24 protein-coding genes and 1 pseudogene are annotated in these 23,291 nt (G+C 62.5%); 10 read left to right on the plus strand and 15 right to left on the minus strand.

Annotated elements, in window-relative coordinates; all coding sequences use genetic code 11:
- Positions 1 to 57: 57 nt before the first annotated feature.
- Positions 58 to 978 carry a ferrochelatase gene (gene hemH, locus P8X48_01205; protein ID MEJ2105931.1) on the minus strand — a complete coding sequence of 307 codons (921 nt, stop codon included), beginning with the start codon at positions 976 to 978 and terminating at the stop codon, positions 58 to 60.
- Positions 979 to 1,102: 124 nt separating this feature from the next.
- Between hemH and P8X48_01210 the strand changes: the two genes are divergently transcribed.
- Entirely contained in the window at positions 1,103 to 1,267 is a 165-nt protein-coding gene (locus P8X48_01210) for a rubredoxin (GenBank protein MEJ2105932.1), read from the plus strand.
- A 12-nt stretch (positions 1,268 to 1,279) separates the two neighbouring features.
- Here P8X48_01210 and P8X48_01215 read toward each other — a convergent pair whose 3' ends face one another.
- Together P8X48_01215 and P8X48_01220 are read right to left on the minus strand one after the other, a co-directional pair.
- The gene (locus P8X48_01215; GenBank protein ID MEJ2105933.1) at positions 1,280 to 1,501 is read right to left on the minus strand and encodes a helix-turn-helix domain-containing protein; all 222 of its coding nucleotides are present in this window, start codon (positions 1,499 to 1,501) and stop codon (positions 1,280 to 1,282) included.
- Positions 1,502 to 1,553: 52 nt separating this feature from the next.
- Positions 1,554 to 1,685: a hypothetical protein gene (locus tag P8X48_01220; protein ID MEJ2105934.1), complete on the minus strand. Its 132-nt coding sequence runs from the start codon at positions 1,683 to 1,685 to the stop codon at positions 1,554 to 1,556.
- 249 nt (positions 1,686 to 1,934) lie between these two features.
- On the opposite strand from P8X48_01220, the gene P8X48_01225 reads away from it, so the two are divergent.
- From P8X48_01225 to P8X48_01240, 4 genes are read left to right on the plus strand one after another with little or no spacing between them, the layout of a single operon-like run.
- Positions 1,935 to 4,397 (plus strand): acyl-CoA dehydrogenase, encoded by a 2,463-nt coding sequence (locus P8X48_01225; GenBank protein ID MEJ2105935.1) that lies wholly within the window; start codon positions 1,935 to 1,937, stop codon positions 4,395 to 4,397.
- Positions 4,398 to 4,408: 11 nt separating this feature from the next.
- Positions 4,409 to 5,698 (plus strand): acetyl-CoA C-acetyltransferase, encoded by a 1,290-nt coding sequence (locus P8X48_01230; protein MEJ2105936.1) that lies wholly within the window; start codon positions 4,409 to 4,411, stop codon positions 5,696 to 5,698.
- Positions 5,691 to 7,751 carry a 3-hydroxyacyl-CoA dehydrogenase NAD-binding domain-containing protein gene (locus P8X48_01235; GenBank protein MEJ2105937.1) on the plus strand — a complete coding sequence of 687 codons (2,061 nt, stop codon included), beginning with the start codon at positions 5,691 to 5,693 and terminating at the stop codon, positions 7,749 to 7,751. The genes P8X48_01230 and P8X48_01235 overlap by 8 nt, the downstream gene beginning before the upstream one ends.
- A 5-nt stretch (positions 7,752 to 7,756) precedes the next feature.
- Positions 7,757 to 9,454: a long-chain fatty acid--CoA ligase gene (locus P8X48_01240; GenBank protein ID MEJ2105938.1), complete on the plus strand. Its 1,698-nt coding sequence runs from the start codon at positions 7,757 to 7,759 to the stop codon at positions 9,452 to 9,454.
- On the opposite strand, the gene prmB is transcribed toward P8X48_01240, so the two are convergent.
- The 6 genes from prmB to trxA form a co-directional block, all read right to left on the minus strand.
- Complete coding sequence (prmB, locus tag P8X48_01245; GenBank protein MEJ2105939.1) at positions 9,442 to 10,344, minus strand: 50S ribosomal protein L3 N(5)-glutamine methyltransferase; 903 nt, start codon at positions 10,342 to 10,344, stop codon at positions 9,442 to 9,444. The genes P8X48_01240 and prmB overlap by 13 nt on opposite strands.
- Before the next feature lie 8 nt (positions 10,345 to 10,352).
- The gene (locus P8X48_01250; GenBank protein ID MEJ2105940.1) at positions 10,353 to 11,597 is read right to left on the minus strand and encodes a malic enzyme-like NAD(P)-binding protein; all 1,245 of its coding nucleotides are present in this window, start codon (positions 11,595 to 11,597) and stop codon (positions 10,353 to 10,355) included.
- Positions 11,598 to 11,694: 97 nt separating this feature from the next.
- Positions 11,695 to 12,450, minus strand: coding sequence for a thermonuclease family protein (locus P8X48_01255; protein ID MEJ2105941.1), 756 nt, complete (start codon positions 12,448 to 12,450; stop codon positions 11,695 to 11,697).
- A gap of 14 nt (positions 12,451 to 12,464) precedes the next feature.
- The gene (gene rpmE, locus P8X48_01260; GenBank protein MEJ2105942.1) at positions 12,465 to 12,671 is read right to left on the minus strand and encodes a 50S ribosomal protein L31; all 207 of its coding nucleotides are present in this window, start codon (positions 12,669 to 12,671) and stop codon (positions 12,465 to 12,467) included.
- Positions 12,672 to 12,774: 103 nt separating this feature from the next.
- On the minus strand, positions 12,775 to 14,031 hold the full coding sequence (gene rho, locus P8X48_01265) for a transcription termination factor Rho (GenBank protein MEJ2105943.1): 1,257 nt from the start codon (positions 14,029 to 14,031) through the stop codon (positions 12,775 to 12,777).
- A 215-nt stretch (positions 14,032 to 14,246) separates the two neighbouring features.
- Positions 14,247 to 14,573 (minus strand): thioredoxin TrxA, encoded by a 327-nt coding sequence (trxA, locus tag P8X48_01270; protein MEJ2105944.1) that lies wholly within the window; start codon positions 14,571 to 14,573, stop codon positions 14,247 to 14,249.
- A gap of 205 nt (positions 14,574 to 14,778) precedes the next feature.
- Here trxA and rhlB point away from each other — a divergent pair.
- A pseudogene (rhlB, locus tag P8X48_01275) lies at positions 14,779 to 16,017 on the plus strand (ATP-dependent RNA helicase RhlB).
- A 194-nt stretch (positions 16,018 to 16,211) separates the two neighbouring features.
- On the opposite strand, the gene P8X48_01280 reads toward rhlB, so the two are convergent.
- Both P8X48_01280 and P8X48_01285 read right to left on the minus strand, forming a co-directional pair.
- Complete coding sequence (locus P8X48_01280; GenBank protein MEJ2105945.1) at positions 16,212 to 16,649, minus strand: GNAT family N-acetyltransferase; 438 nt, start codon at positions 16,647 to 16,649, stop codon at positions 16,212 to 16,214.
- 10 nt (positions 16,650 to 16,659) lie between these two features.
- Entirely contained in the window at positions 16,660 to 17,424 is a 765-nt protein-coding gene (locus P8X48_01285; GenBank protein MEJ2105946.1) for a hypothetical protein, read from the minus strand.
- Positions 17,425 to 17,553: 129 nt separating this feature from the next.
- Between P8X48_01285 and P8X48_01290 the strand changes: the two genes are divergently transcribed.
- Together P8X48_01290 and P8X48_01295 are read left to right on the plus strand one after the other, a co-directional pair.
- Positions 17,554 to 18,897 carry a nodulation protein NfeD gene (locus P8X48_01290; GenBank protein MEJ2105947.1) on the plus strand — a complete coding sequence of 448 codons (1,344 nt, stop codon included), beginning with the start codon at positions 17,554 to 17,556 and terminating at the stop codon, positions 18,895 to 18,897.
- 1 nt (position 18,898) lies between these two features.
- Positions 18,899 to 19,651, plus strand: coding sequence for a slipin family protein (locus tag P8X48_01295; protein MEJ2105948.1), 753 nt, complete (start codon positions 18,899 to 18,901; stop codon positions 19,649 to 19,651).
- 5 nt (positions 19,652 to 19,656) lie between these two features.
- On the opposite strand, the gene P8X48_01300 is transcribed toward P8X48_01295, so the two are convergent.
- Entirely contained in the window at positions 19,657 to 20,214 is a 558-nt protein-coding gene (locus P8X48_01300; GenBank protein ID MEJ2105949.1) for a hypothetical protein, read from the minus strand.
- Positions 20,215 to 20,311: 97 nt separating this feature from the next.
- Here P8X48_01300 and P8X48_01305 point away from each other — a divergent pair, with 97 nt between their 5' ends.
- Both P8X48_01305 and P8X48_01310 read left to right on the plus strand, forming a co-directional pair.
- Positions 20,312 to 20,848: a TlpA disulfide reductase family protein gene (locus P8X48_01305; protein ID MEJ2105950.1), complete on the plus strand. Its 537-nt coding sequence runs from the start codon at positions 20,312 to 20,314 to the stop codon at positions 20,846 to 20,848.
- A gap of 22 nt (positions 20,849 to 20,870) precedes the next feature.
- Positions 20,871 to 21,278 (plus strand): CPCC family cysteine-rich protein, encoded by a 408-nt coding sequence (locus P8X48_01310; protein MEJ2105951.1) that lies wholly within the window; start codon positions 20,871 to 20,873, stop codon positions 21,276 to 21,278.
- Between the two features lie 17 nt (positions 21,279 to 21,295).
- Here the strand turns inward: P8X48_01310 and hemF are convergent, their stop codons facing one another.
- The 3 genes from hemF to P8X48_01325 all read right to left on the minus strand — a co-directional run bounded on the left by hemF (position 21,296) and on the right by P8X48_01325 (position 23,266).
- On the minus strand, positions 21,296 to 22,213 hold the full coding sequence (hemF, locus tag P8X48_01315) for an oxygen-dependent coproporphyrinogen oxidase (protein ID MEJ2105952.1): 918 nt from the start codon (positions 22,211 to 22,213) through the stop codon (positions 21,296 to 21,298).
- Between the two features lie 30 nt (positions 22,214 to 22,243).
- A complete protein-coding gene (locus P8X48_01320) occupies positions 22,244 to 22,798 on the minus strand; it encodes a Sua5/YciO/YrdC/YwlC family protein (protein ID MEJ2105953.1) in 555 nt (184 codons plus the stop codon).
- A gap of 105 nt (positions 22,799 to 22,903) precedes the next feature.
- Complete coding sequence (locus P8X48_01325) at positions 22,904 to 23,266, minus strand: hypothetical protein (protein ID MEJ2105954.1); 363 nt, start codon at positions 23,264 to 23,266, stop codon at positions 22,904 to 22,906.
- Positions 23,267 to 23,291 lie beyond the last annotated feature (25 nt).

Consider the following 23,291-nt stretch of genomic DNA (forward strand, 5'->3'; position numbering starts at 1 on the left):
GCCTGTCATGACCGAGCACCAATTGTGTAAGGGCCTGAATCTGTTCCGGGTCGGCGTTCAGTGCTGCACGACGCGGTAGTGTTCCACACCGCACTCGCGGGCAACGACGGCATATTCCCGACCGAGCTCGTAAAGGGTTTCTATGTGATCGGACACAAAAGCGATGGGATAGACGAGGATCTGGTTCGCCCCGGCGCGGCCCTTCTCGCGGATGGTCTCCTCGGTATAGGGCTTGAGCCATGGCAAAGGCCCTACACGACTCTGGTAGCACAGCGTGGTATGCGGCCACTGCAAGATCTTGCGGACGCCTTCCACCGTGGCGCGGATGTGCTGTTCGTAAGGGTCGCCGGCATCGACGATCTTTTGTGGTAAACCATGGGCTGAAAACAGCAGCTCGATATTTGCCGGATCCGGGTCCGGCAGTTTCTGCGCGGCGGAGCGAATCGCTCCCGCGATCGCCTGTTGATACAGCGGGTGTTCGTACCAGCTCTCGATCAGGCTGATGCGCGGTGAGTAGTCAGCGCGGCGGCAGGCACGCATGAAATCGTTGTAGGAGCTGCCGGTGGTGGTGCGGGAGTATTGTGGATACAGCGGCAGGAGAATCACGTTTTCATAGCCCGCTTCCTTCAGCTCGGCCACCACCTGCGGCGCCATTGGATGCCAGTAGCGCATGCAGATATGAACATCGAAGGCGCCGTGTTTGCGCAGGGATTGCTCCAGGGCCAGGGCCTGGTCCCGGGTATGGTCCAGCAGCGGTGATTTTCCGCCCATGGCCTCGTAGCCCATGGAGGCCTCCGGTGCGCGCCGCTTCGACAGCATGCGGGCAAAGGGCTTCTGTGTGAGCCAGGGCAGCGGCAGGCGAAAAATATCCGGATCGGAAAAGAGGTTGAACAGGAACGGTTCCACCGCCGATAGTGAGTCGGGTCCGCCAAGATTGAACAGCACAACCGCGGTCGCTTTGGAAGAATGGTGATTCATGTTTGTTGCGTTGGGGGCAGGCGATCGATTGTAGCGCAAGAGCTTCCGGCGTTTCACTAGCGAGACAAATCTGCGAGAATTCGCGCGTGATATCGTCCGGGCTCGAAGCAGTGGTTCAGTTATGATGAAAAGCTATATGTGCGTGGTTTGTGGGTTCGTCTACGAAGAGGAGCAAGGGCTCCCGGATGAGGGCATCAATCCAGGCACCCGATGGGAAGACGTGCCGGAAAATTTCAAATGCCCGGAATGTGGTGCGAGCAAGGACGAATTTGAGATGATCGAGATCTGACGGCGGCTCTGGTCAGTCATCCAGCTTGCGCCGGTTGCCCGCAAGCCCGTGCCGGACCAACTTGTAGTGCAAGGTATTGGCGCGCAGGCCGAAAAGCCGCGCGTTCCTGGATCTGTTTCCCCCACACTGCTCCAGGGTGCGCCGGATGAGTCCCGCCTCGAAATCCGCGGCACATTCGTCCAGGGACTTGCTGGTTCCGTCCGGTTCCGCATAGGCGGTCCGACCCGCGCTCATCGAGCACTCCTCCCGTTGCTCAAAACACCCTGGGACGTAATCGCGGCGATCATCAGCGAGGCGAGAAGTGCCAGGTAGGTCCGGCTTGTGGATCGTTGCGCCCCTGGTGCCCTGTCTGGAGCGCCAGTCCGTCGGCGGTCACCAGGGTCAACAAAGGGGCCAGCACGAGCGATGAGATTTGCATCGCGTTCGGTTCTTCCCTGCCACCGCGGCACGATCGTTTTCGGGAATGCCCGGGAAAAGTATTGACGATCAATATAAGGGATTATTAATGGAGTAGCGTGCTTTTTCCGGATCCGGACCAACACAGATCAAAGAATCCACCAAAACTTTTGCCGCAAAATGTTTTCTATTATTAAGGTAGGTTCACTGAATCTGACAGGGCCGGTTTGCCGCGGTACGGCGAGCCGGGAACCGTCCCAAGGAGGGTGTCATGGTCGTCCTATACGTGATCGCAGGTCTCGCCCTGATCTGGGCCATGCTGTACTGGCGGGTTCCATTTGTCGTTTGGACCCTGGGCCTGGGAGCGGTCGGCGCGGGCGGTTTGTACACGCTGGGTGCGTCGGCGACCGTTTTCTGGGTGCTCGGGACCCTGTACCTGCTGTTGGCGGCGCCCCTGAATCTGCCCTGGCTTCGTCGACCCCTGATCAGTCGCTATCTGTTCGCTGCCTTTCGCGGCGCACTTCCCTCCATGTCCGCTACCGAGCGCGAGGCCCTGGAGGCGGGCACGGTCTGGTGGGACGCGGAGCTGTTTAGTGGGCGACCGGATTTCCGCAAGCTGCTCGCGGTACCGCCGCCGACGTTGTCGGAGGAGGAGAGACGCTTTCTCGACGGTCCGGTGAACGAGTTGTGCGAAATGCTGGACGATTGGCAGATCATCCATGAGTTGCGCGACCTGCCACCGGAGGCGTGGCGCTTCCTCAAGGAGAAGGGATTCTTCGGCATGATCATTCCCAAGGAGTACGGGGGCCTTGAGTTTTCCGCCCTGGGTCATTCCTCCGTGGTCACCAGGATTTCGACCCGCAGTCTGACGGCAGCGGTCACGGTGATGGTGCCCAATTCCCTGGGGCCGGCAGAGTTGCTGCTGCACTACGGCACCGAGGAGCAGAAGCAGCATTACCTGCCGCGTCTTGCCCGCGGTGAAGAGGTGCCGTGTTTTGCGTTGACCGGTCCCGAGGCCGGCAGTGACGCCGGCGCCATGCCGGACAACGGCGTCGTCTGCCGTGGCGAGTTTGAGGGCAAGAAGGATGTGCTGGGGATCCGCCTGAACTGGAACAAGCGCTACATCACCCTGGCGCCGGTGGCGACGGTACTGGGGCTGGCCTTCAAGCTTTACGATCCGGACAAACTGCTGGGCGACCGCGAGGACCTGGGGATCACCGTCGCATTGATTCCCACAAACACCCCGGGAATCACCATCGGTCGGCGTCACGACCCCCTGGGTGTTCCGTTCCAGAATGGGCCCACCCAGGGCGCGGACGTATTCATTCCCGTGGACTGGATCATCGGCGGGCCGCAACGGGCCGGTCAGGGATGGCGCATGCTGATGGAGAGCCTGGCGGCCGGGCGTTCGATCTCGCTGCCGGCCGTGAGCGCGGCTTCCGGCAAGTTCGCTTCCCGTACCGTTGGTGCCTACAGCCGGATCCGCCGGCAGTTCAACCTGCCTATCGGGCGCTTCGAGGGCATCGAAGAGGTTTTGGCGCGCATCGCCGGCTACACGTACATGATGGACGCCGGGCGCACCCTCACCCTGTCCGGGGTCGATGCCGGGGAAAAGCCGTCGGTAATCTCGGCCATCGTCAAATACCAGCTCACGGAACACATGCGCCGGGTGGTGAACGACGCCATGGACGTGCGTGGCGGGTCGGGCATCTGCATGGGGCCGCGCAACCAGATCGGTCGTGCCTACCAGATGCTGCCGGTCGGCATTACGGTGGAGGGTGCGAACATCCTGACGCGCTCGCTGATCATCTACGGGCAGGGAGCGATCCGGTGCCATCCTTATATATATAAGGAGATCAGCGCCACGCGCGACGAGGACCCGCGCCGGGCATTGCGCGAATTCGATCGCGCCATCTTTGGCCACATCGGCTTCGTGGTCACCAACGCTGCGCGTTCGCTTTTCCTGGCCCTGAGTGGCGGTCGCTTTGCCCGGGTTCCGCTGAACGGTCACGCTCGTCGTTACGCCCAGCACGTGGAACGGCTGAGCGCTGCCTTCGCCATCTGTTCCGATCTCGCCATGCTGACTCTGGCGGGCGACCTGAAGCGCAAGGAAAAAATTTCCGGCCGTTTCGCGGACGCTTTGAGCTATCTGTATCTGACTTCGGCCCTGATCAAACGCTTCGTCGATGACGGCCAGCCGAAGGACGACTTGCCGTTGTTCCAGTGGGCCGGGCGTTATTGCCTCAACAACGTGGAAGAAGCGCTGGATGGAATGATGCAGAACTTCCCGGTGCGGGTGGTGGCCTGGCTGATGCGCCGGCTGGCCCTGCCCCTGGGCCGCTACATCGGCGTCGCCAACGACCACCTCGGGCACAAGGTGGCCGGCATGTTGCTGGAGCCGTCCGCGACGCGGGACCGCCTGACCGCCGATACGTTCATTTCCACGGACCCGGCCGGCCCCCTGCACGTCCTGGAAGATGCCCTGGCCAAAGTCATCGCCGCCGAACCGGCGGAACGCAGGCTGCGCCAGGCCATCAAGGAAGGCCTGGCCACCGGTCGCGACCTGACCATGCAACTGGATTCGGCGCGCGCAGCCGGCGCCATCAACCGGGAGGACATGGAACTGATTCGCGCCGCCGAGGCCGCGCGCCTGGAGGTCATTCAGGTGGATGACTTTTCACTGAGTGAATTTGGCGCCGTAGTCGAGTCGGAGCGGCGCGCCGCGGCCAATTGAGGAGAGTCGCCATGGCGGAGCGAAAGGTATTTGTAGTCGATGGGGCGAGGACGCCGTTTCTGAAGGCCCGGGGAAAGCCTGGACCCTATGCCGCCGCCGATCTCGCTGTCAGCGCGGCCCGGCCGGTACTGGCACGCATGCCCTTCGAGCCGGAGGCAATCGACGAGGTGATCGTGGGCTGCGTGATTCCGGCACCGGACGAGGCCAACATCGCGCGCATCATCGCGCTGCGCCTGGGCTGCGGCAAGGCCGTGCCTGCGTATACCGTTCAACGAAACTGCGCCTCCGGAATGCAGGCCGTGGCCAGCGGCTATGAGCGCATTGCCCTGGGCTATTCGAATCTGGTCCTGGTCGGGGGCACCGAGGCCATGAGCCGTTCGCCCATCCAGTGGAATACCGCCATGGTGGGGTGGCTGGCGCAAGTCATGCGCGCGAAGACCTTTGCGTCCCGCATGGGGGCGATTGCGCGATTGCGCCCGTCCTACCTGAAGCCCGTCTTCACCCTCTTGCTTGGCCTGAGCGATCCGCTGGTGAAACTGTCCATGGGCCAAACGGCGGAAATCGTAGCCAAGAGATTCAGCATCACGCGGGAAGAGCAGGACGCCTACGCCCTGCGCAGCCATGAGCGATTGGCAAAGGCCTTCGACGAAGGGCGTATGCAGGATGAAGTCATACCCCTGTTCAGCCCCGGCGGAGCAGTCGCCAAGGAAGACGATGGCATGCGCCGCGATACGGACATGGAAAAACTGGCGAAGCTCAAACCCGTGTTCGACCGGCATTACGGTCTGGTTACCTCTGGCAACAGTTCCCAGGTCACGGATGGTGCCGCCATGCTTGTATTGGCAAGCGAGGCGGCGGTGCAAGAACATGGCTTGACGGTGTTGGGAGAGCTCATTGACCACGAATGGGCGGGCGTGGATCCACGGCAGATGGGCCTCGGCCCGGTACACGCCGTGGCCGGCCTGTTGAAGCGGCAGGGGCTGAACATGGAAGATCTGGACCTCATGGAGCTGAACGAGGCCTTTGCCGCCCAGGTGCTTGGATGCCAGGCGGCCTGGGACAGCGCCGATTACGCGCGCGACGAACTGGGCATGGACAAGCCCCTCGGTGCCATGGATCCGGAAAAGCTCAATGTCGACGGCGGCGCCGTAAGTTGCGGCCACCCGGTGGGCGCCAGCGGTGCACGCCTGGTCCTGCATTTGTTGCTCGCCCTGCGCGAGCGCGGGGGCGGCCAGGGGGTTGCAACGCTGTGCATCGGCGGCGGACAGGGTGGAGCCATGCTGGTACGGGCCCATGGATAAACCATTCGAAGGAGTGCGCGAACAGATGAAGCACTGGCGACAGGAAGTGCAGGACGACATATTGACTCTGACCCTGGATGTCGCCGGCCGGTCCGCCAACGTACTGTCCGCTGAAGTACCGGCGGAACTGGATACCCTTGTGGGCGAGGTGGAGCATCGTCTCGCCGGTGGAGACGGCCCCCGCGGCGTCGTGTTCCGTTCGGGCAAGCCGAAGGACTTCATACTGGGCGCCGACATAAAGGAGTTTCAGGACCTCGACGCGGCGACAGCGACAGCGATGGCGGCAAGGGTGCACGAACTCTATGGACGCATCGAGGCGTTCCGCGTTCCAACGATTGCCGTGGTGAATGGCAACTGCCTGGGTGGCGGCCTGGAGTTGGCGCTGGCCTGCGATTACCGCATCGCTACCGACGATCCGCGCACCCGGCTGGGTTTGCCGGAGGTTCAGCTGGGCATCGTTCCCGGGTTTGGCGGGACGATCCGGCTGCCGCTCCTGATCGGACCCCTGCCGGCCCTCGATATGATGCTCAGCGGCCGGCCGCTATCGGCACGCGCGGCGAAACACGTGGGTCTGGTCGATGTCGTGGTTCCAGTGCGACATCTCGAGCGTGCCGCCGTGGATCTTGTGCGGCGCAAGCCGCGCCGCGCTCGTCCGCCTCGCCTGCAACGTTGGTTGGCATCGGCGCCGCTGAGGCCGTGGGTAGCACGCCTGGTTGCGCGGCAGCTGCGCAAGCGCGCGCGTCGGGATCAGTATCCCGCGCCGTGGCGGGTGCTGGATCTGTGGCGTCGCCGGGGCGGGACCGACCAGGAGACGCGGGCGCTTGGTGAATTGCTGGCCGGGCCCGTCAGCCGCAACCTGGTGCACCTGTTTCTCGCCAGTGAGGCACTCAAGCGCCAGGGCCGCGAGGCTCCGCACGGCATTCGCCATGTGCATGTGATCGGTGCGGGGGTCATGGGTGGTGACATCGCCAGTTGGGCCGCGTCCAGGGGTTTCACGGTAAGCGTGCACGACCGCAGCGAGGAAAGCATTGCCCGCGCCATCAAGCGGGCCCATGGTCTGTTCCGGAAGAAGCTCAAGGCACCGGGCCCTGTTCAGGAGGCCATGGATCGCCTGATGCCCGATATCCGCGGCGACGGACTGCGCCATGCGGACCTCGTGATCGAGGCCGTGGCGGAAAACCTGGATGTGAAGCGCGCCGTCTTTTCCGAGGCAGAGAAGCACGCGCCGCCGACGGCAATCCTCGCCACCAATACCTCCAGCATCCCCCTGGAGGAGATCGCCACCGCGCTTCGGGAGCCGGCACGCCTGATCGGGCTGCACTTCTTCAACCCGGTAGCGAAGATGCAGTTGGTGGAGGTGGTACGGGGCGAGCACAGTGGCAATGACTTCGTGCGTCGGGGCGCGGCATTCACGGTTGCCCTCGCGCGCCTGCCCTTGCTGGTCAAGAGCAGCCCGGGCTTTCTGGTTAACCGGATTCTCATGCCCTACCTGATGGAGGCCATGGTGCTGGTGGGTGAAGGCGTGCCCCTGGCCGATATCGACCGTGCCGCAACCGACTTCGGCATGCCTATGGGCCCGATCCATCTCGCTGACACCGTCGGACTGGACATCTGCCTGTCCGTGGCGGAAGAACTGGCCGAGCCCCTGGGAATGAGCGTGCCGTCGCGCTTGCGCTCCATGGTGGAAAAGAAACATCTGGGCAAGAAGACCGGTCGAGGATTCTATCGCTATGACAAGAACGGCCAGCCCCGCCGCGCGCGTGGCCGGGTGCGGGAGGATATTCCGCTCACGGATCGCCTGATCCTGCGCCAGTTGAACGAGGCCGCTGCCTGCCTGCGGGAACAGGTCGTCGCTGACGGCGAGGCGGTGGATGTGGGTATGGTCTACGGCACGGGGTTTGCCCCGTTTCGCGGTGGTCCGGTACGCTATGCCCGGGTCGAGGGTATCGATTCCATCGAGCACCGGCTGCACATATTGGTGGAGGCCTTTGGCCCCCGGTTTCAGCCGGACGCGGGTTGGGAGGAGATGGCCGCCAGGCCGGCGCCAGAATAATTACTATGCGAATCCGTACGGACAAAGACAGCACCCTTTCGGATGCGTTTATCGCCCGCGTGCGCGCGAGCAGCGATCGCGTCGCTTACAGGCAGTACCGCGAAGGCGAGTGGGTTGACTACACCTGGAGCCAGGCCGCGGACGAGGTCTCGCGCTGGCAACAGGCCATGGTTGCCGAGGGACTGAAGCCCGGTGACCGGATCTCCGTCTGTATGCGTAACCGGATTGAGTGGGTGTTCTTCGACCAGGCCGCCCTGGGCCTGGGCCTGATTACCGTTCCCCTCTATTTCAACGACCGGCCAGACAACATGGCCTGGTGCATGAATGATGCCGAGGTTCGCCTGTTGGTCCTGGAGGACGACAAGCTGTGGTCGCAGCTTCGTGAGCACGTCAACGACGTCGAGAAGGTGGTTACCCTCGCGTCACCGGCCGTAGCTGATGACAAGGTGATGGCCCTCAACGACTGGCTCCCCGGCTCCCCCGGTGAACTGGCGAAGTCGCCGGCAACAGGACAGGAGATGGCAACGATCGTCTACACCTCCGGTACCACCGGCCGTCCCAAGGGGGTGATGCTGAGTCACTATAATATCCTGTTCGATCTCGAAGGTGGCCTCGATACCGTCGACATCAACGAATCCGATCGCATGGTTTCCTTTCTGCCTTTGTCCCATACGCTGGAGCGCACGGTCGGCTACTACATGGCCGTGGTCAGCGGCGCACAAACCGTCTTTGCCCGCGGCATAACCGAGTTGGCGGAGGATATCCATACCCACCAGCCTACCGTCCTGGTATCTGTACCGCGCATCTTCGAGCGCATCTATGTGCGCATGCAGGAGGGCCTACCGGCCGGATCCTTCAAGCGATTCCTGTTCGAAAAGGCGGTGGACGTAGGTTGGCGCCGTTTCTGCAAGCAGGCCACGCTAATGGACCGCATTCTGTGGCCGCTCCTGAAACTGCTCGTGGCGCGCAAGCTGTACAAGCGTCTCGGTGGGCGCCTGCGTATTGTCCTGGTTGGTGCCGCGGCCCTTTCGCCCACGCTGGCGCGGGTCTTCTGCGGTTTGGGGCTTCCCATCATCCAGGGCTACGGCCTGACTGAAACTTCTCCCATCGCCACGGTGCAGACCCTGGAAGACAACGATCCTGCTTCCGTTGGTTACGCCCTGCCCGACACCGAGGTGAAACTCGCGGAAGACGGCGAGATCCTGATCCGGGGTGACCACATCATGCTGGGCTACTGGGAAAATGAGGCAGCGACGCGGGCTGTGATCGACGACGACGGCTGGTTCCATTCAGGCGACCTGGGCGAGATCCGCGACGGGCGGGTCTATATCACCGGTCGCGCCAAGGAGATGATCGTCATGAGCAATGGCGAGAACGTATCCCCGACCGACGTCGAGCAGGCGATCCTCAGCGATCCGGTCTTCGAGCAGGTCATGGTGGTCGGAGAGGGACGCAGCCGCCTTGCCCTGCTGGTAGTCAGTGGCCTCGAAGATACGCGCGAACTGTGTCAGCGCGCCAACCGGCAACTGGGGAACCTGCCGGGCTGGGTGCGGATTCACTTTCTCAGCCGCGTGCCCGAGCCCTGGACCGTTGAAAACGGTTTTCTGACACCGACCTTGAAACTGAAGCGCGCCGAGGTCGAACAGCAGTTCGCGCAACAGATCGAGGCAATGTATCAGGGACCGGAGCTCTACAGCGGTTGAGCCTCGGCCGCCGCCAGCTCTTCGCGCGTCAGCACGAATACCGTTTCCTCGCCGCTCTCGTGGGCCAGCCAGGTGAACGGGATACGCGGCCAGCGTTGATCCACCGCTTCACGACTTTCCCCGGTCTCCACCATCAGGATGCCGCCCGGTTTCAGGTGGGCGGCCGCCCCGCGCAGGATGCGGGCGATGATCGCCAGGCCCTGTTCGGCGGCGCGCAGGGAGATGTCCGGCTCGTGGCCGTACTCCGCCGGCAGCTGCTCCATGCTCGCGTCGGGAACATAGGGAGGGTTGCTGACGATGACATCGTACTGTTTCCCCGGAATCCCGCTGAACAGGTCAGACTGAATCAGGTGGACGCGATCGACCAGATCGTGTTCCCGTACGTTCCGTTCCGCCACAGACAGCGCATCGGCTGAAATATCCACCGCGTCGACCTGCGCCTCAATGAACGCGTGGGCCACGGCAATGGCGATGCAACCGGAACCGGTACACAGGTCCAGGACGTCCCGCACCCGTTTGCGATCGATCCAGGGTTCAAAATCATCGAGGATGTATTCCCCGATCAGGGAGCGCGGAACAATGACGCGCTCATCGACGTAGAAGCGATGACCGGCGAACCAGGCCTCGTGCAGGAGGTAGGCCAGGGGTTTGCGCGTGCGAACGCGTTCGTCTACCAGGGATTTGATCGCTTCCCGCTGGTCCGGCGTCGGCGTGTCATCCAGCCTCTCGTCCAGGTGCTCCGGTTCAAATCGCAGCGCGGAACTGACCAGCCAGGCGGCCTCGTCCAGGGCGCTGTCGGTTCCGTGGCCGAAGAAAAGCCCCGCTCCTTCGAATTCGTGTTCGGCCCACAGCACGTAGTCGCGTACGGACTTGCAGGCGCTGGCGTCCACGGGCCCGGCTAGCCCTGCTTGTCTTCCGGGAGGGCCTGCCTCGCGACACCGCTGGCGATGGCCGCCCTTGCCACCGCGGGCGCAACGGCATCGATCAGCCGCGGGTCCAGAGGCTTGGGAATGATGTAGTCCGGGCCGAACTCCAGCGTGTCCACGCCATAGGCCTTCAACACATCGGCGGGCACGGGCTCGCGTGCCAGGTCGCGCAAGGCCGTGACCGCGGCCTTGAGCATGGGGACGGTGATGTGCGATGCGTGCACATCCAGGGCACCCCGAAAGATGAACGGAAAACCAAGAACGTTGTTGACCTGGTTCGGATAGTCCGATCGCCCGGTGGCCATGATCACGTCGTCGCGTACCTCGCGCGCGATCTCCGGTCGAATCTCCGGTTCCGGATTGGCGAGGGCAAACACGATCGGTCGCTCAGCCATGGACTTGACCATGTCCTTGGATATCTTCCCGCCCGAGGACACACCGATAAATACGTCGGCATCCCGCATGACTTCTTCCAGGGCGCGGAGTTCGGTCGCGCGCGCAAACTCGCGCTTGTATTCGTTGAGGTCATCCCGCTCAGCCCGGACGACCCCCTTGCTGTCGACCATGAACAGCTTGTCTTCATTGGCACCGAGGTCGCGCAACAGTCGCATGGAGCTGATCCCCGCCGCCCCGGCGCCGAGGCAGACGATGCGCGCATCGTCCAGTTTCTTGTCTGCCAGTTCCAGCGCGTTCAGGAGTCCGGCACAGATGATTACCGCGGTGCCATGCTGGTCGTCATGAAACACCGGGATGTCCAGTTCCTGTTCCAGGCGACGTTCGATCTCGAAGCAGGCCGGTGCGGCGATGTCTTCCAGGTTGATGCCGCCGAAGGTCGGTGCGATGCGGCGTACGGTATCAATGAACTCATCGATGCCGTCGGCATCCACCTCGATATCGAACACGTCGATGTTGGCGAAGCGCTTGAATAACACCGCCTTGCCTTCGAGCACGGGCTTGCTCGCCAGAGGCCCGGTGTTGCCCAGGCCCAATACGGCGGTTCCGTTGCTGATGACCGCCACCAGGTTTCCCTTGTCGGTGTAGCGATAGGCATTCTGCGGATCGCTGACGATGGCACGTACCGGTTCGGCCACGCCCGGCGTGTAGGCCAGTGCCAGCTCCTTCTGGGTCTCGCATGGCTTGGTCGGGGTGACGCTGATCTTCCCGGGAACCGGGTATTCGTGATATTCGAGCGCGTCTTGCTTGAGTTTGTCCGACATGTCGTCCTCGTTCCGGGAATGGGGTCGGTGTCCGCCTGGCCCTCCGGTGTGCGAAGGAGCGCAAAGCATACCGCAGTCGGGCCGCACGCGGCCCGCTTCATGGTTTCGTGGTAACCACCTCGACCATGGATGGGTGTCCGATTTTCATCCCCAGGCGCCCGCGCCCGCGGGGAAAGGCCCAGCCGCGGGCTATCACGGTCCGGCCTACCCAGCTGGATGGCTGGCCGGAGAAAAAGTGCCAATCCCGGCGCGGTACCATCAGCGCGAAGCGGCGGCTGAGATCCAGGTAGATGTACTTGCGGCTGCGGCCGGTGCGGTCGATGCGTCCGCGCACGAAATAGAAGCCGGTCTCGTCCCCATGGAGGTTCGCGGCGGTCCGCGGGCGGAAATAGGGACGGGACCAGATCCCGCGGCCGGCGCGGCGGGCCTCGGCCTCGGCCCGCTCATGCGCCCCCAGGCCCGCCAGGTTGGGCGGTATGGCAATGGCCACGGCCAGGCCTGCCCGCAGCAGTTCGGTCCCGGCGTCGCGGCCGTCCGCCAGGCGCACCCGCGCCAGTAGGCGGCCGTAGTGGTCGTGGGGCTCGCGTCCGGGGCTCAGGGTGATCGGCCGGCTCCCGATCAGCGCGGCGAGCCGTTTCTGTGCCTCGCGCGCCAGGGGCTCTTCCGGCCGGCCCTCGTGGGCCAGTTCCGGCGCGTTGATCCCGAGCAGGCGCACATGGCGGCCGTCGGCCAGCCAGACCGTGTCCCCGTCCACCACCCGGGCGACGGTCGCCGTTTCCCGGGCGACCACGGTTCCGGCCAGCAGCGCCAGAACGAAAAAAGCACCCCATAGGGGTGCTTTTCGTGCATCCAAAGTAAACACTTACCTTACTTCTTCATGCCGTATTTCTTGCGGAATTTCTCCACCCGGCCGGCGGTGTCGACGATCTTCTGCTTGCCGGTATAGAAGGGGTGGCAGGACGAGCACACCTCGACCGTCAGGTCGTGGCCCAGGGTGGAGCTCGTCTCGAAGGTGTTGCCGCAGGCGCAGGTCACCTTGATGGGTGCATATTCAGGATGGATTGCGGTTTTCATCTCATAGCCTCGTTGCTTTCCGTGCCGCGGATTTCCGACCCGCGGACTGCCAAGGGCGGCGTAGTCTAGGCGAATTGGGCTGCCGGGACAAGCCGGGGGCCTGTCAGCGCTTCATGGAACTGAAGAAATCCGCGTTGTTCTTGGTGGCCTTGAGCTTGTCCAGCAGAAATTCGGAGGCTTCCAGCTCGTCCATCTGGTGCAGCAGCTTGCGCAGGATCCATACCTTCTGCAGCTCGTCCGGATCCAGCAGCAGTTCCTCGCGCCGGGTGCTGGAACGGTTGATGTTGATGGCCGGGAATACGCGCTTTTCCGCCAGGCGCCGTTCCAGGTGGATTTCCAGGTTACCGGTGCCCTTGAATTCCTCGTAGATCACCTCGTCCATCTTGGAGCCGGTGTCGATCAGGGCCGTGGCGAGGATGGTCAGGGATCCGCCCTCCTCGATATTGCGCGCGGCGCCGAAGAAGCGCTTCGGCCGCTGCAGGGCATTGGCGTCGACACCACCGGTGAGCACCTTGCCCGAGGCCGGGACCACGGTGTTGTAGGCGCGGGCCAGACGGGTGATGGAATCCAGCAGGATGACCACGTCCTTCTTGTGTTCCACCAGGCGCTTGGCCTTTTCGATCACCATTTCCGCCACCTGTACGTGGCGCGTGGCCGGTTCGTCGAAGGTGGAGGAAATCACCTCGCCCCGGACCGAACGCTGCATCTCCGTAACCTCTTCCGGACGTTCGTCGATGAGCAAGACCATGATCTCGCTTTCCGGGTGGTTCGCGGTGATGGCGTGGGCGATGTTCTGCAACATGACGGTCTTGCCGGCCTTGGGCGGGGAGACGATGAGCCCGCGTTGTCCCTTGCCGATGGGGGCGATCAGGTCGATGATGCGCGCCGTCAGGTTCTCCGTGGATTCGTTTTCCCGTTCCAGCCGTAGCCGTTCCATGGGATGCAGCGGCGTCAGGTTCTCGAACAGGATCTTGTTCTTCGCCTCTTCCGGCGCCTGGCCGTTGATCTTTTCGACCTTGAGCAGGGCGAAGTAGCGTTCGGATTCCTTCGGTGGCCGGATGTTGCCCTTGACCGTATCTCCGGTGCGTAGATTGAAGCGACGGATCTGCGACGGCGAGACATAGATGTCGTCCGGTCCCGCAAGGTAGGAACTGTCGGCCGAACGCAGGAAGCCAAACCCGTCCTGCAGGATTTCAACCACGCCCTCGCCGGTGATGTTTTCACCTTTCTTCGCGTGGGCCTTGAGAATGGCGAAGATCAGGTCCTGGCGGCGCATGCGGCTGCCGCCTTCGAGGTCCAGTTGGGTCGCCATATCCACCAGTTCGGCGGCGGGCTTTTTCTTGAGTTCAGACAGGTTCATAGCCGGTAACATAGCGTGCTAACAGGTCGTGGGTTGGCGAGGAACAAATCCTCGGGAGTGAAAAGGGGAAAAAAGCTTATTCTGGATATTGCGCCAGCCTGTTACAGGTTCGCCCGGGACGCGGGCGGTGAGGACCAGGTGACGTTGGAACAGACATTAGCACCTGCCCCGGGTTTCGTCCATAGAAAAAAACCGGGGCGGCGTGAATGGAAAGCCTAGACGTTCTCCTCGATGAAGGCGGACAACTGCGACTTGGAAAGGGCGCCGACCTTGGTTGCCTCGACGCTGCCGTTCTTGAAAATCATCAGCGTGGGAATGCCGCGGATGCCGTATTTCGGCGGCGTGCCCGGGTTCTCGTCAATGTTCAGCTTGGCGATCTTCACCTTGCCATGATACTCGCCGGCAATCTCTTCCAGAACCGGGGCGATCATCTTGCACGGGCCACACCATTCGGCCCAGTAGTCCACCAGGACCGGGCCATCCGCCTTCAAGACTTCCTGCTCGAAGGTGTCGTCCGTCACGTGCGAGATCCCGTCACTCATGGTTGTTGTTCTCCAGTATGAATTCAGAAAAAAGGGTATGCGGTCGCCGGAATCGGGATTCAACCCCTAGGATGGCCTGCAAACAGGGTGTATATTTGAGCGAATTCGTCATGCCATTGCAAGCACACCGAAACTGCGGCAAAAACCCCTTCTTTAGCAAACCGTCCGGTTTTCCCCTTGCAAGGCAATGGGAAAACTCAGAGCCATGACCGACCATCATCTCAGCGAAAAACGATTTTCCGAACTCGATCTGCCCGAGACCCTGCAGGCCGGGGTCCAGGACGCCGGATTTGAATTCTGTACCCCGATCCAGGCCGAGACCCTGCCCCTGGCGCTGGCCGGCAAGGACGTCACCGGGCAGGCCCAGACCGGGACGGGGAAATCGGCCGCATTCCTGCTGGCCACCCTGAATCACCTGCTGCGCCACCCGGCAGATCCAGAGCGCAAGCCGACCCAGACGCGCGCCCTGATTCTGGCGCCGACGCGGGAACTTGCGATCCAGATCCACAAGGATGCAGCGGTCCTGGGTGCCCACACCGGCCTGCGCATGGTCCTGGTATACGGCGGCACCGGCTACGAGAGCCAGCGGCAGGAGCTGGAGCAGGGCGTCGATATCCTGATCGGCACGCCTGGGCGCGTAATCGACTATTTCAAGCAAGGCGTGTTTGACCTCAAGGCTGCCCAGGTCATGGTGCTGGACGAGGCCGACCGCATGTTCGATCTCGGTTTCATCAAGGACATTCGCTACCTGCTACGCCGCATGCCGCCACCGGATCAGCGCCTCAACATGTTGTTCTCCGCGACTCTCTCGCTGCGTGTGGCCGAGCTCGCGTACGAGCACATGAACAAGCCGACGGCCATCGATGTGATGCCGGAGAACGTTACCGCCGACAAGGTGGCGCAGACGGTCTACTACACCTCGAACGACGAAAAGATACCCCTGCTTATCGGTCTGTTGCGCCACATGGATCCACACCGCAGCCTGGTGTTCACCAATACCAAGCACGTGGCGGAAAAACTGTGTGGCTGGCTGGAGGGCAATGGCTTTCGCGCCGAGGTCCTGTCCGGGGACGTGCCGCAGAACAAGCGTCAGCGCCTGTTGCAGGAATTCAGCGAGGGCAAGCTGCCGGTACTGGTGGCGACGGACGTGGCGGCGCGCGGTCTGCACATCCCCGATGTCAGTCACGTGTTTAATTTTGATCTTCCCCAGGACCCGGAAGACTATGTACACCGCATCGGTCGTACGGCGCGTGCCGGGGCCAGCGGTGACGCCATCAGTTTCGCCTGCGAGGACTACTCCTTTTCCCTGCCCGATATCGAGGAATACATCGAGCACAAGATTCCGTCCCAGCCGGTGACGGCGGATCTGTTGCCGGAACTGGAGAGGCCGGTCCGGCGCGAGCGGCCGGCGCGGGATGATCGGCGTGGGCGCGGGGAAAGGCCAAAGCGCGGGCGCGGGGAAAGGCGCGGGAAACCCTCCGGCGAGAAGCCGGCGCAGCCGGACAAGGTGTATGGCGAGAAGGCCGAACCACAGTTGTCCCAGGTTGCCGAGCCGGCACCGGAGGAACACGAGGCTCCCCGGGAACAGAAGCCGGCACCGAAACGTCGCCGTGGGGCGCGGGAGGTCCCGGCGGTTGGTTAGGTCTTGAGATCGCGCACCATCTTCTGGTGAGGAATCCCGGCGGAGACGAAGGAATTGCCAACCTCGGCGAATCTTGCCTCGCGATAGAAGCCGACGACGCTCAATTGGGCGTGCAGCCACACCTCATCGATTCCGGCCTTGTCTGCTGCCTCGAGAATCGATTCCAGCATGGATTTGCCGATGCCCTTGCTGCGCCAGGGCGGCAGTACGGCCATACGGCCAATCTTGCCGTTGGGCAATAGCCGTCCGGTACCGATGGGCTGCCCGTCGGCATCGCGCGCCACGACGTGAACGCAATCGGAGTCCAATCCGTCCCATTCCAGTTCCGCCGGGATCTGCATCTCGCGAACGAACACGCTGTCGCGAACGAAGCGAATGTCATGCTCGGTTTCGGGCCAGGTTTCAATGCTCACGGTGAAAACGGGTTCGCTCATTTCGTTCAGCTCAGGCCTGCGAATAGATTTCACGAAGTTTGGGTACGGTCAGGTCGGCGGTGTCTGCCAGGGCGAGTGCACGTTCCAGCCGCGCCGGGGCGGAGCGACCCATGCACTTGTGTTCCGGGTCTCCTCCGATCGCCTCTTCCATCCCGGCGAGCAACTGGCCGCGATCGTTTTCCGTTCCGGTCAGCCAGTCCTGTATATCCATTACGTCGTCGGCGACGGCCTGGGCAAGCTTGCGGTGGCGGGACCACAGTTCCCTGACCGTGCCACCACATTCAAGGCCGGCGATATTGGTTGTCAGAATATAGACGTTTTTTCGCACCAGTTCGAACAGCATCTGTTCGCGACCCTTGACCTCGCGGGCGGGGATGTTCACTGCACCCAGCGCGGCGATGATGAGTTCCGCCTGCGCGCCGTGCACGGGCGAGGGCAGAAGGACCTTCGCATCCTGTCCCGGCTTCTTCTCAAACCAGATCGATATCACCGTGGGATCGAGATGGTGGTGTTCCCAGTCCCGCGGAAGCAACTCGTTTTGCAACAGGATCACGCGATCGCGCCACGCCTTCGGCAGGTCGGCCAGCACCGGCTGAAGGTCCGCTTCGGCAACGGCAATGATCACCGCCAGCGGGTCGCTGACCTCGCGGGCCGCATCGACCAGCGGTGTTGCGCGCGTTACCGGGTATACCGGGTGGCCAAGTCGAAGCAGGCCGCGCGCCAACACTCCGCCAATCTCGCCCATGCCAACGATGACCACGGGTTGCAGAATCATCCGCCTATTCTCCCAACTGGTTTCACTTCAGGCTGACTGATAGTATTTGTAATTCGTCCCCGGTCCAAGCCAGTGGATGTCGCTCCCGCAGGGCTTGGGCCGAAATCAGATTCTGTCGGAGTCCCGTCCGTGCGCAAGATCCGGCTCCTCATTTCCCTTTTGCTTCTCTCCGCGTCGGCGTTTCTGTGGGCCAGCGCCAGTACGCCCGGCGAGGTGGTCGTACTGGACGTAAAGGGGCCGATTGGACCGGCGACTGCCGACTATGTGCACCGCGGAATCGCCCGTGCGGTTGAGCACAAGGCAGAATTGATCGTTTTGCAGATGGATACCCCCGGGGGTCTGGACACCTCCATGCGCGAAATGATCCAGGACATGCTTGCGTCGCCCGTGCCGGTGGCCATATTCGTCGCCCCGAGTGGCGCACGTGCGGCAAGCGCGGGCACCTACCTGCTGTATGCCAGCCATATAGCGGCCATGGCGCCAGGCACAAACCTTGGCGCCGCCACGCCGGTGCGAATCGGCGGCTTTCCCGGCGCACCGGAATCGGGCAAGGAAGAGCCCAAGTCCCATGAACCCGAAGACGCCATGGGTCGCAAGATTCTGCACGACTCCATCGCCTATATTCGTTCCCTGGCGCAGATGCGTGGGCGCAATGTGGAATGGGCGGAGAAGGCGGTGCGTGATGCAGCGAGCCTGCCGGCAAAAGAGGCCCTGGAAAAACACGTGATCGACCTGATGGCGGAAGATCTGCCAGACCTGCTGCAAAAAATTGACGGGCGCAAGGTGAAAGTCCTGGGCAAGACCATTGTTCTCCACACACGCGACGCGACCGTGCGCTATGTCCACCCCGACTGGCGAAGCGAGTTGCTTGCGGTCATTACCAATCCCAATGTAATCCCGATTCTTATGATGTTGGGCGTGTTCGGGCTCTTCTACGAACTGCTCAATCCGGGTTTTGTCCTGCCGGGCGTCATTGGCGGAATCTGTCTCCTGCTCGGGCTGTATGCCTCCCATGTGTTGCCGGTGAACTACGCCGGCCTTGCCTTGATCATGCTCGGCATCGTCTTCATGGTGGCCGAGGCCTTTGTTCCGAGCTTTGGCGCGCTTGGCATTGGTGGCGTCATCGCCCTGGTGGCCGGTTCGGTAATGTTGATGGATACCGACGTTGAGGGTTTTCAGGTGTCATGGGTGATTATCAGCCTGACAGCGATCACGGGGGCAGTCGCATTCGGCGCTGTTGGTATTGTGGCAGCGCGTGCCCGGCGACGACGACCGGTCAGCGGGCGGGAAGAAATGATTGGCGGCACGGCAACGGCGCTGGAGGATTTCTCCGGTCGCGGGCGTGTACGTGCCCATAGTGAGGAATGGCAGGCGCGCTGCGCCGAGCCTGTTTCCGCGGGGCAGCAGCTGCGCATCGTGGGGATGGAAGGGTTGGTGTTGATCGTCGAACCACTACGTGAGGAGGGACACTGACATGAACGTAGTCGTATTGTTTTTCTTGGGATTGCTGGTTGTCCTGCTGGCCGTATCCATTCGCGTCCTGCGCGAATACGAGCGCGCCGTGGTGTTCATGCTGGGCAAATTCTGGAGCGTCAAGGGACCCGGCCTGATCATCCTCTGGCCCGTGATCCAGCAGATGGTGCGGGTGGAACTGCGTACGATCGTCATGGATGTCCCCTCACAGGACGTGATCACCAAGGACAACGTGTCGGTAAAGGTGAACGCCGTCGTGTATTTCCGCGTGGTCGATCCGCAGAACGCCATCATCCAGGTGGAAGACTACTACGCCGCGACCAGCCAGTTGGCACAAACGACCCTGCGTTCGGTACTGGGCAAGCATGAACTGGACGACATGTTGTCCGAGCGCGACAAGCTGAACTCGGACATCCAGGGCATTCTGGATGCGCAGACCGATATCTGGGGTATCAAGGTGACAAGTGTGGAAATCAAGCACGTGGATATCGATCCGACCATGGTCATGGCCATCGCCCGCCAGGCCGAGGCCGAGCGCGAGCGACGCGCCAAGATCATTCACGCCGAGGGTGAACTGCAGGCGGCGGAGAAGCTGGTTGCGGCGGCGACACTGATCGCCACGCAACCGGAGGCGCTTCAACTGCGCTATTTGCAGACCCTGACCGAGATCGCCGGAGACAAGAGTCACACCATCGTCTTTCCCGCACCCATCGACATCATTGCCCGGCTGACGGATTTGGCGGGCAAGAAATAGGACGGCTATTTCGTTCCGGTGACGGTCCAGGAATCGATCGTGACCGCTCCCGCGGCAGACTGGAGCGTCAGGTGTGAGTAGTACCCGTCGCCGTTGGGCAGGTCGGTGTTGGTGCGGTACAGGAGCGGTGGCGTGTCGAGCATCTTGTTGAAGGCCTTGAAGGTGTTGCCATACCAGATACCTTCGTTGTCGGAGTCGAGCTGGTACATGGGAATCGATTTCCCGTACCGGTTCCGGTAGTACCTTACGTTGATCGTGCACAGCAGACGACGCTTGGCACCGCGATCGTTGTAGAGCTTGACCTGCAGGGCGCCACGCCGAGGCAGCTGGTAGGGCTTGAGCACGGTTCCGGGCAGCACGAACCATTGCTGGTGTGCCGGCAAGGGTTCTTCCGGGATCACCTCGCCGGCCATCATGCGCACCCGGCGACCCGCGAAATCCGGCGCTGCGTCGGGGTAGCTCAGCACGAACAGGGCCGGCAGTCCGAATCCCTCCTGGTTGTAGCTCGGCTCTTGTGCCCGGACGCCATTGGCGAGGACGAGCGCGAACAGGATGACTACCATTGAAGACCGGAACGGCATCGCGGAACAACAGGTTTAGGCCAGCGGCAAAGATAACCGGCGCCCGGCACACTGTCCACATGGCAATGGAAAACATGAAATGTTCGTACAAATGAGTGAGCTCCGGGTTGCGGGAAAGGCAGCGGCGTTGCTTGCATCGCTTGTATGGTTCACGGCGGGCGCGGGCGAACTGAAGCCCTATGCCGGCGATCCCGTACCACCGCCTTTGCGCCTGCAGGATCTCCGGGGCGCAAGCCACGATCTCGACAGCCTGCGCGGCAAGGTAGTAATCGTGAATTTCTGGGCCAGCTGGTGTGCCCCGTGCCGCCAGGAGATGCCCTCGCTTTGGCGCATGCAGAAGGCACTTCGCAATCCGGCGCTGCTTGTGGTCGCGGTGAACGTCGGCGACCGCGAACCGGTCATCCGCGCCGTCCTGCCCGCCGCCATCCAGCGCGATTTTCTGGTGCTGATGGATCCGTCCCGTGTCGCCTTTCGCGAGTGGCGGATTCGCGCCTTTCCCGCGACCTATGTCATCGACACCCGGGGGCGCATTCGCTATGTGTGGTATGGTGCCAGGCAGTGGGACAACAGGGAGAGCCTGGGGGCAATGCGGCGACTGTTGCTGCACAAGCAGTGATCCGGGGTCTCCGGGAGCGAACATGGAAATCGGGGTTTCGACTTTGCGTGAATTGTTTCCCTGTCCCTGTTGTGGATTTCGCGTCTTTACCTTTCCCCCCGGCTATCACCAGGTGTGCCCGATCTGTTCCTGGGAAGACAACCTGGCACAACTGCGGTTTCCGTTGATGCCGGGAGGCGCCAACCGGGAATCGCTGGAGGTGTCGCAGAAAAATTTTCGCGAGTTTGGTGCCGCCGATCGTTACTCCCTGGACCGTGTGCGCGAACCCGACGAGTCCGATCACCAGGAACGGGACTGGCGACCGCTGGATACGCGCACCGACAATATCGAAGAGCCGCAGCGTGGTGTGAACTACGCAGACTCCTATCCGGAAGACACCACCGTGCTGTACTACTGGCGCAACAGTTACTGGCGGCGCGTGGTCGGATAGCGGGCAAATCCGGGGCTTCAGTTCTCTCCCAGCCAGTCCCGCGGGCGCAGGTAGTTGCGGTACAGCTCCTCTTCCGGCGAACCGGGTTCCGGCTTCCAGTCGTAGCGCCACTTCGCCAGCGGCGGTAGGGACATGAGGATGGATTCGGTGCGCCCGCCGCTCTGCAGACCGAACAGGGTCCCGCGGTCGTAGACCAGATTGAATTCCACGTAGCGCCCGCGGCGATACAGCTGGAAATCTCGCTCCCGCTCTCCCCAAGGCGTGTCCTTGCGCCGCTGGACGATGGGCAGATAGGCCTGCAGGTAGTGATCACCGACGCTGCGCAGGAAAGCAAAGCAGTGTTCAAACCCGCCATCATTCAGGTCATCGAAGAACAGGCCGCCGATACCGCGGGTCTCATTGCGATGCCTGAGATAGAAATATTCGTCGGCCCAGTGTTTGAAGTGTCGGTAGTAGTCGTCACCGAAACCCGCGCAGGCATCACGCGCGGTCTCGTGCCAGAAGATCACGTCTTCCCGGAACGGGTAGTACGGGGTCAGATCGAAGCCACCGCCGAACCACCACACGGGCTCGGCGCCCGGCTTCTCTGCGATGAACAAACGTACATTTGCGTGGGAGGTAGGGACATAGGGATTCACGGGGTGGATCACCAGAGACACACCCAGGGCCTGGAAAGAGCGACCTGCCAGTTCCGGGCGGTGCGACGTGGCGGAAGCCGGTAGTCCCGCCCCGTGCACGCGGGAGAAGTTCACGCCACCCTGTTCGAACACCGCGCCATTGGTCAGTACGCGGGTACGCCCACCGCCACCGCCGGGTCGGTCCCAAGTGTCTTCATGAAAGCGGGCCTTGCCGTCTTCCTGTTCCAGGCCCTGGCAGATGCGGTCCTGCAACTCGCACAGATAGGCGTCCACAGCTTCGATATCGGTTTTACTCATCGCGTTCCCTATTCTCTTGGTTCTGGCGGTTCAGGCGGCCCGTATCACTTCACCGCTGCGCGCGTCCCGGATCTCGGTTACCGGCGCACCACCGGCCTCGCCCGGCAGCACGTAGTCTATCGCGTTGCCGAAGGTTCGGCGTACCTCCAGTGCCGTGCGCGCCGGCCGGTGGCCGCCGACATTGGCGCTGGTGGACACCAGGGCAAAGCCACATTGTCGGCAAAGCGCTGCAGCAAGCGGGTGCGCGGTGACCCGGACGGCGATGGTGTCGTGGGCGCCACGCAGCAGAAATGGAACCTCCGGCCTTGCCGGCAACAGCCAGGTATGCGGCCCGGGCCAGGTGGCGTCGATCCTGTCACGCACGGCTGGATCCAGTTGTTCCACGTAAGGCAGGAGGGCCCGCAGTTCATGGGCGATGAGGATCAGCCCCTTGGCCGGAGAGCGCTGCTTCAGCTCGAGCAGTCGTTCGACGACATCCAGCCGCAGCGGATCGCAACCCAGGCCGAAGACGGATTCCGTTGGATAGGCGACAATGCCGCCGTGGCGGATGATGCGCGCCGCCTGTTTCAGGTGCCAGTGACTCACGGTTGTCGAAGGGATGGGTTTTGCACGCAGTATACGACAGGGGGCGACGTGCGAAAAAAAGGCGGCCCTGGGGGCCGCCTTTTCCGGGATTCATGGAGTCCGGTGCTACAGGTAGCCGAACTCCCCGACCCATTCTCCGCGGCGATAGTCGATGCGTAGCCAATGGGGCACATAGGCCTGAGGGCGCTTGATCGGAAAGTCCGCAACCGGTACCTCGTCGCCATCGTAGTTCACGGGGCAGTTCGCCGTCATGACGGGCCGGAATCGCACCGACAGGCCCTCGCCGACGGCGACCTCGTCATCGTGGCTTCCGACGGGGTGGAAGCGTACTTTCTTTCGAATCAGGCAGCTGAAGTACAGCTCCATCTCGGCAAGGATTCCGGTGCCGGATTCGCGCAGCACGCGGTCGGCGGCGGACGTGGTCTCCACGTCTACGCGACGGCCTTCAATCTCTACAGATGTATGCATTTCCCCTCCGCGGTACCGATTCAAC

It is taken from the genome of Acidiferrobacteraceae bacterium, from assembly GCA_037388825.1.
In the GTDB taxonomy this organism is placed as follows: Bacteria; Pseudomonadota; Gammaproteobacteria; order Acidiferrobacterales; family JAJDNE01; genus JARRJV01.

Coding starts and splice junctions, on each gene's coding strand:
- P8X48_01225 (MEJ2105935.1), top strand. CDS start 1,935: ATGGTCGTCCTATACGTGATCGCAGGTCTCGCCCTGATCTGGGCCATG.
- rho (MEJ2105943.1), bottom strand. CDS start 14,031: ATGAACCTGTCTGAACTCAAGAAAAAGCCCGCCGCCGAACTGGTGGAT.
- P8X48_01240 (MEJ2105938.1), top strand. CDS start 7,757: ATGCGAATCCGTACGGACAAAGACAGCACCCTTTCGGATGCGTTTATC.
- P8X48_01220 (MEJ2105934.1), bottom strand. CDS start 1,685: ATGCAAATCTCATCGCTCGTGCTGGCCCCTTTGTTGACCCTGGTGACC.
- P8X48_01295 (MEJ2105948.1), top strand. CDS start 18,899: ATGAACGTAGTCGTATTGTTTTTCTTGGGATTGCTGGTTGTCCTGCTG.
- P8X48_01250 (MEJ2105940.1), bottom strand. CDS start 11,597: ATGTCGGACAAACTCAAGCAAGACGCGCTCGAATATCACGAATACCCG.
- P8X48_01215 (MEJ2105933.1), bottom strand. CDS start 1,501: ATGAGCGCGGGTCGGACCGCCTATGCGGAACCGGACGGAACCAGCAAG.
- P8X48_01325 (MEJ2105954.1), bottom strand. CDS start 23,266: ATGCATACATCTGTAGAGATTGAAGGCCGTCGCGTAGACGTGGAGACC.
- hemF (MEJ2105952.1), bottom strand. CDS start 22,213: ATGAGTAAAACCGATATCGAAGCTGTGGACGCCTATCTGTGCGAGTTG.
- P8X48_01210 (MEJ2105932.1), top strand. CDS start 1,103: ATGAAAAGCTATATGTGCGTGGTTTGTGGGTTCGTCTACGAAGAGGAG.
- P8X48_01235 (MEJ2105937.1), top strand. CDS start 5,691: ATGGATAAACCATTCGAAGGAGTGCGCGAACAGATGAAGCACTGGCGA.
- P8X48_01280 (MEJ2105945.1), bottom strand. CDS start 16,649: ATGAGCGAACCCGTTTTCACCGTGAGCATTGAAACCTGGCCCGAAACC.
- rpmE (MEJ2105942.1), bottom strand. CDS start 12,671: ATGAAAACCGCAATCCATCCTGAATATGCACCCATCAAGGTGACCTGC.
- P8X48_01230 (MEJ2105936.1), top strand. CDS start 4,409: ATGGCGGAGCGAAAGGTATTTGTAGTCGATGGGGCGAGGACGCCGTTT.
- P8X48_01285 (MEJ2105946.1), bottom strand. CDS start 17,424: ATGATTCTGCAACCCGTGGTCATCGTTGGCATGGGCGAGATTGGCGGA.
- hemH (MEJ2105931.1), bottom strand. CDS start 978: ATGAATCACCATTCTTCCAAAGCGACCGCGGTTGTGCTGTTCAATCTT.
- P8X48_01310 (MEJ2105951.1), top strand. CDS start 20,871: ATGGAAATCGGGGTTTCGACTTTGCGTGAATTGTTTCCCTGTCCCTGT.
- P8X48_01300 (MEJ2105949.1), bottom strand. CDS start 20,214: ATGGTAGTCATCCTGTTCGCGCTCGTCCTCGCCAATGGCGTCCGGGCA.
- P8X48_01305 (MEJ2105950.1), top strand. CDS start 20,312: ATGTTCGTACAAATGAGTGAGCTCCGGGTTGCGGGAAAGGCAGCGGCG.
- trxA (MEJ2105944.1), bottom strand. CDS start 14,573: ATGAGTGACGGGATCTCGCACGTGACGGACGACACCTTCGAGCAGGAA.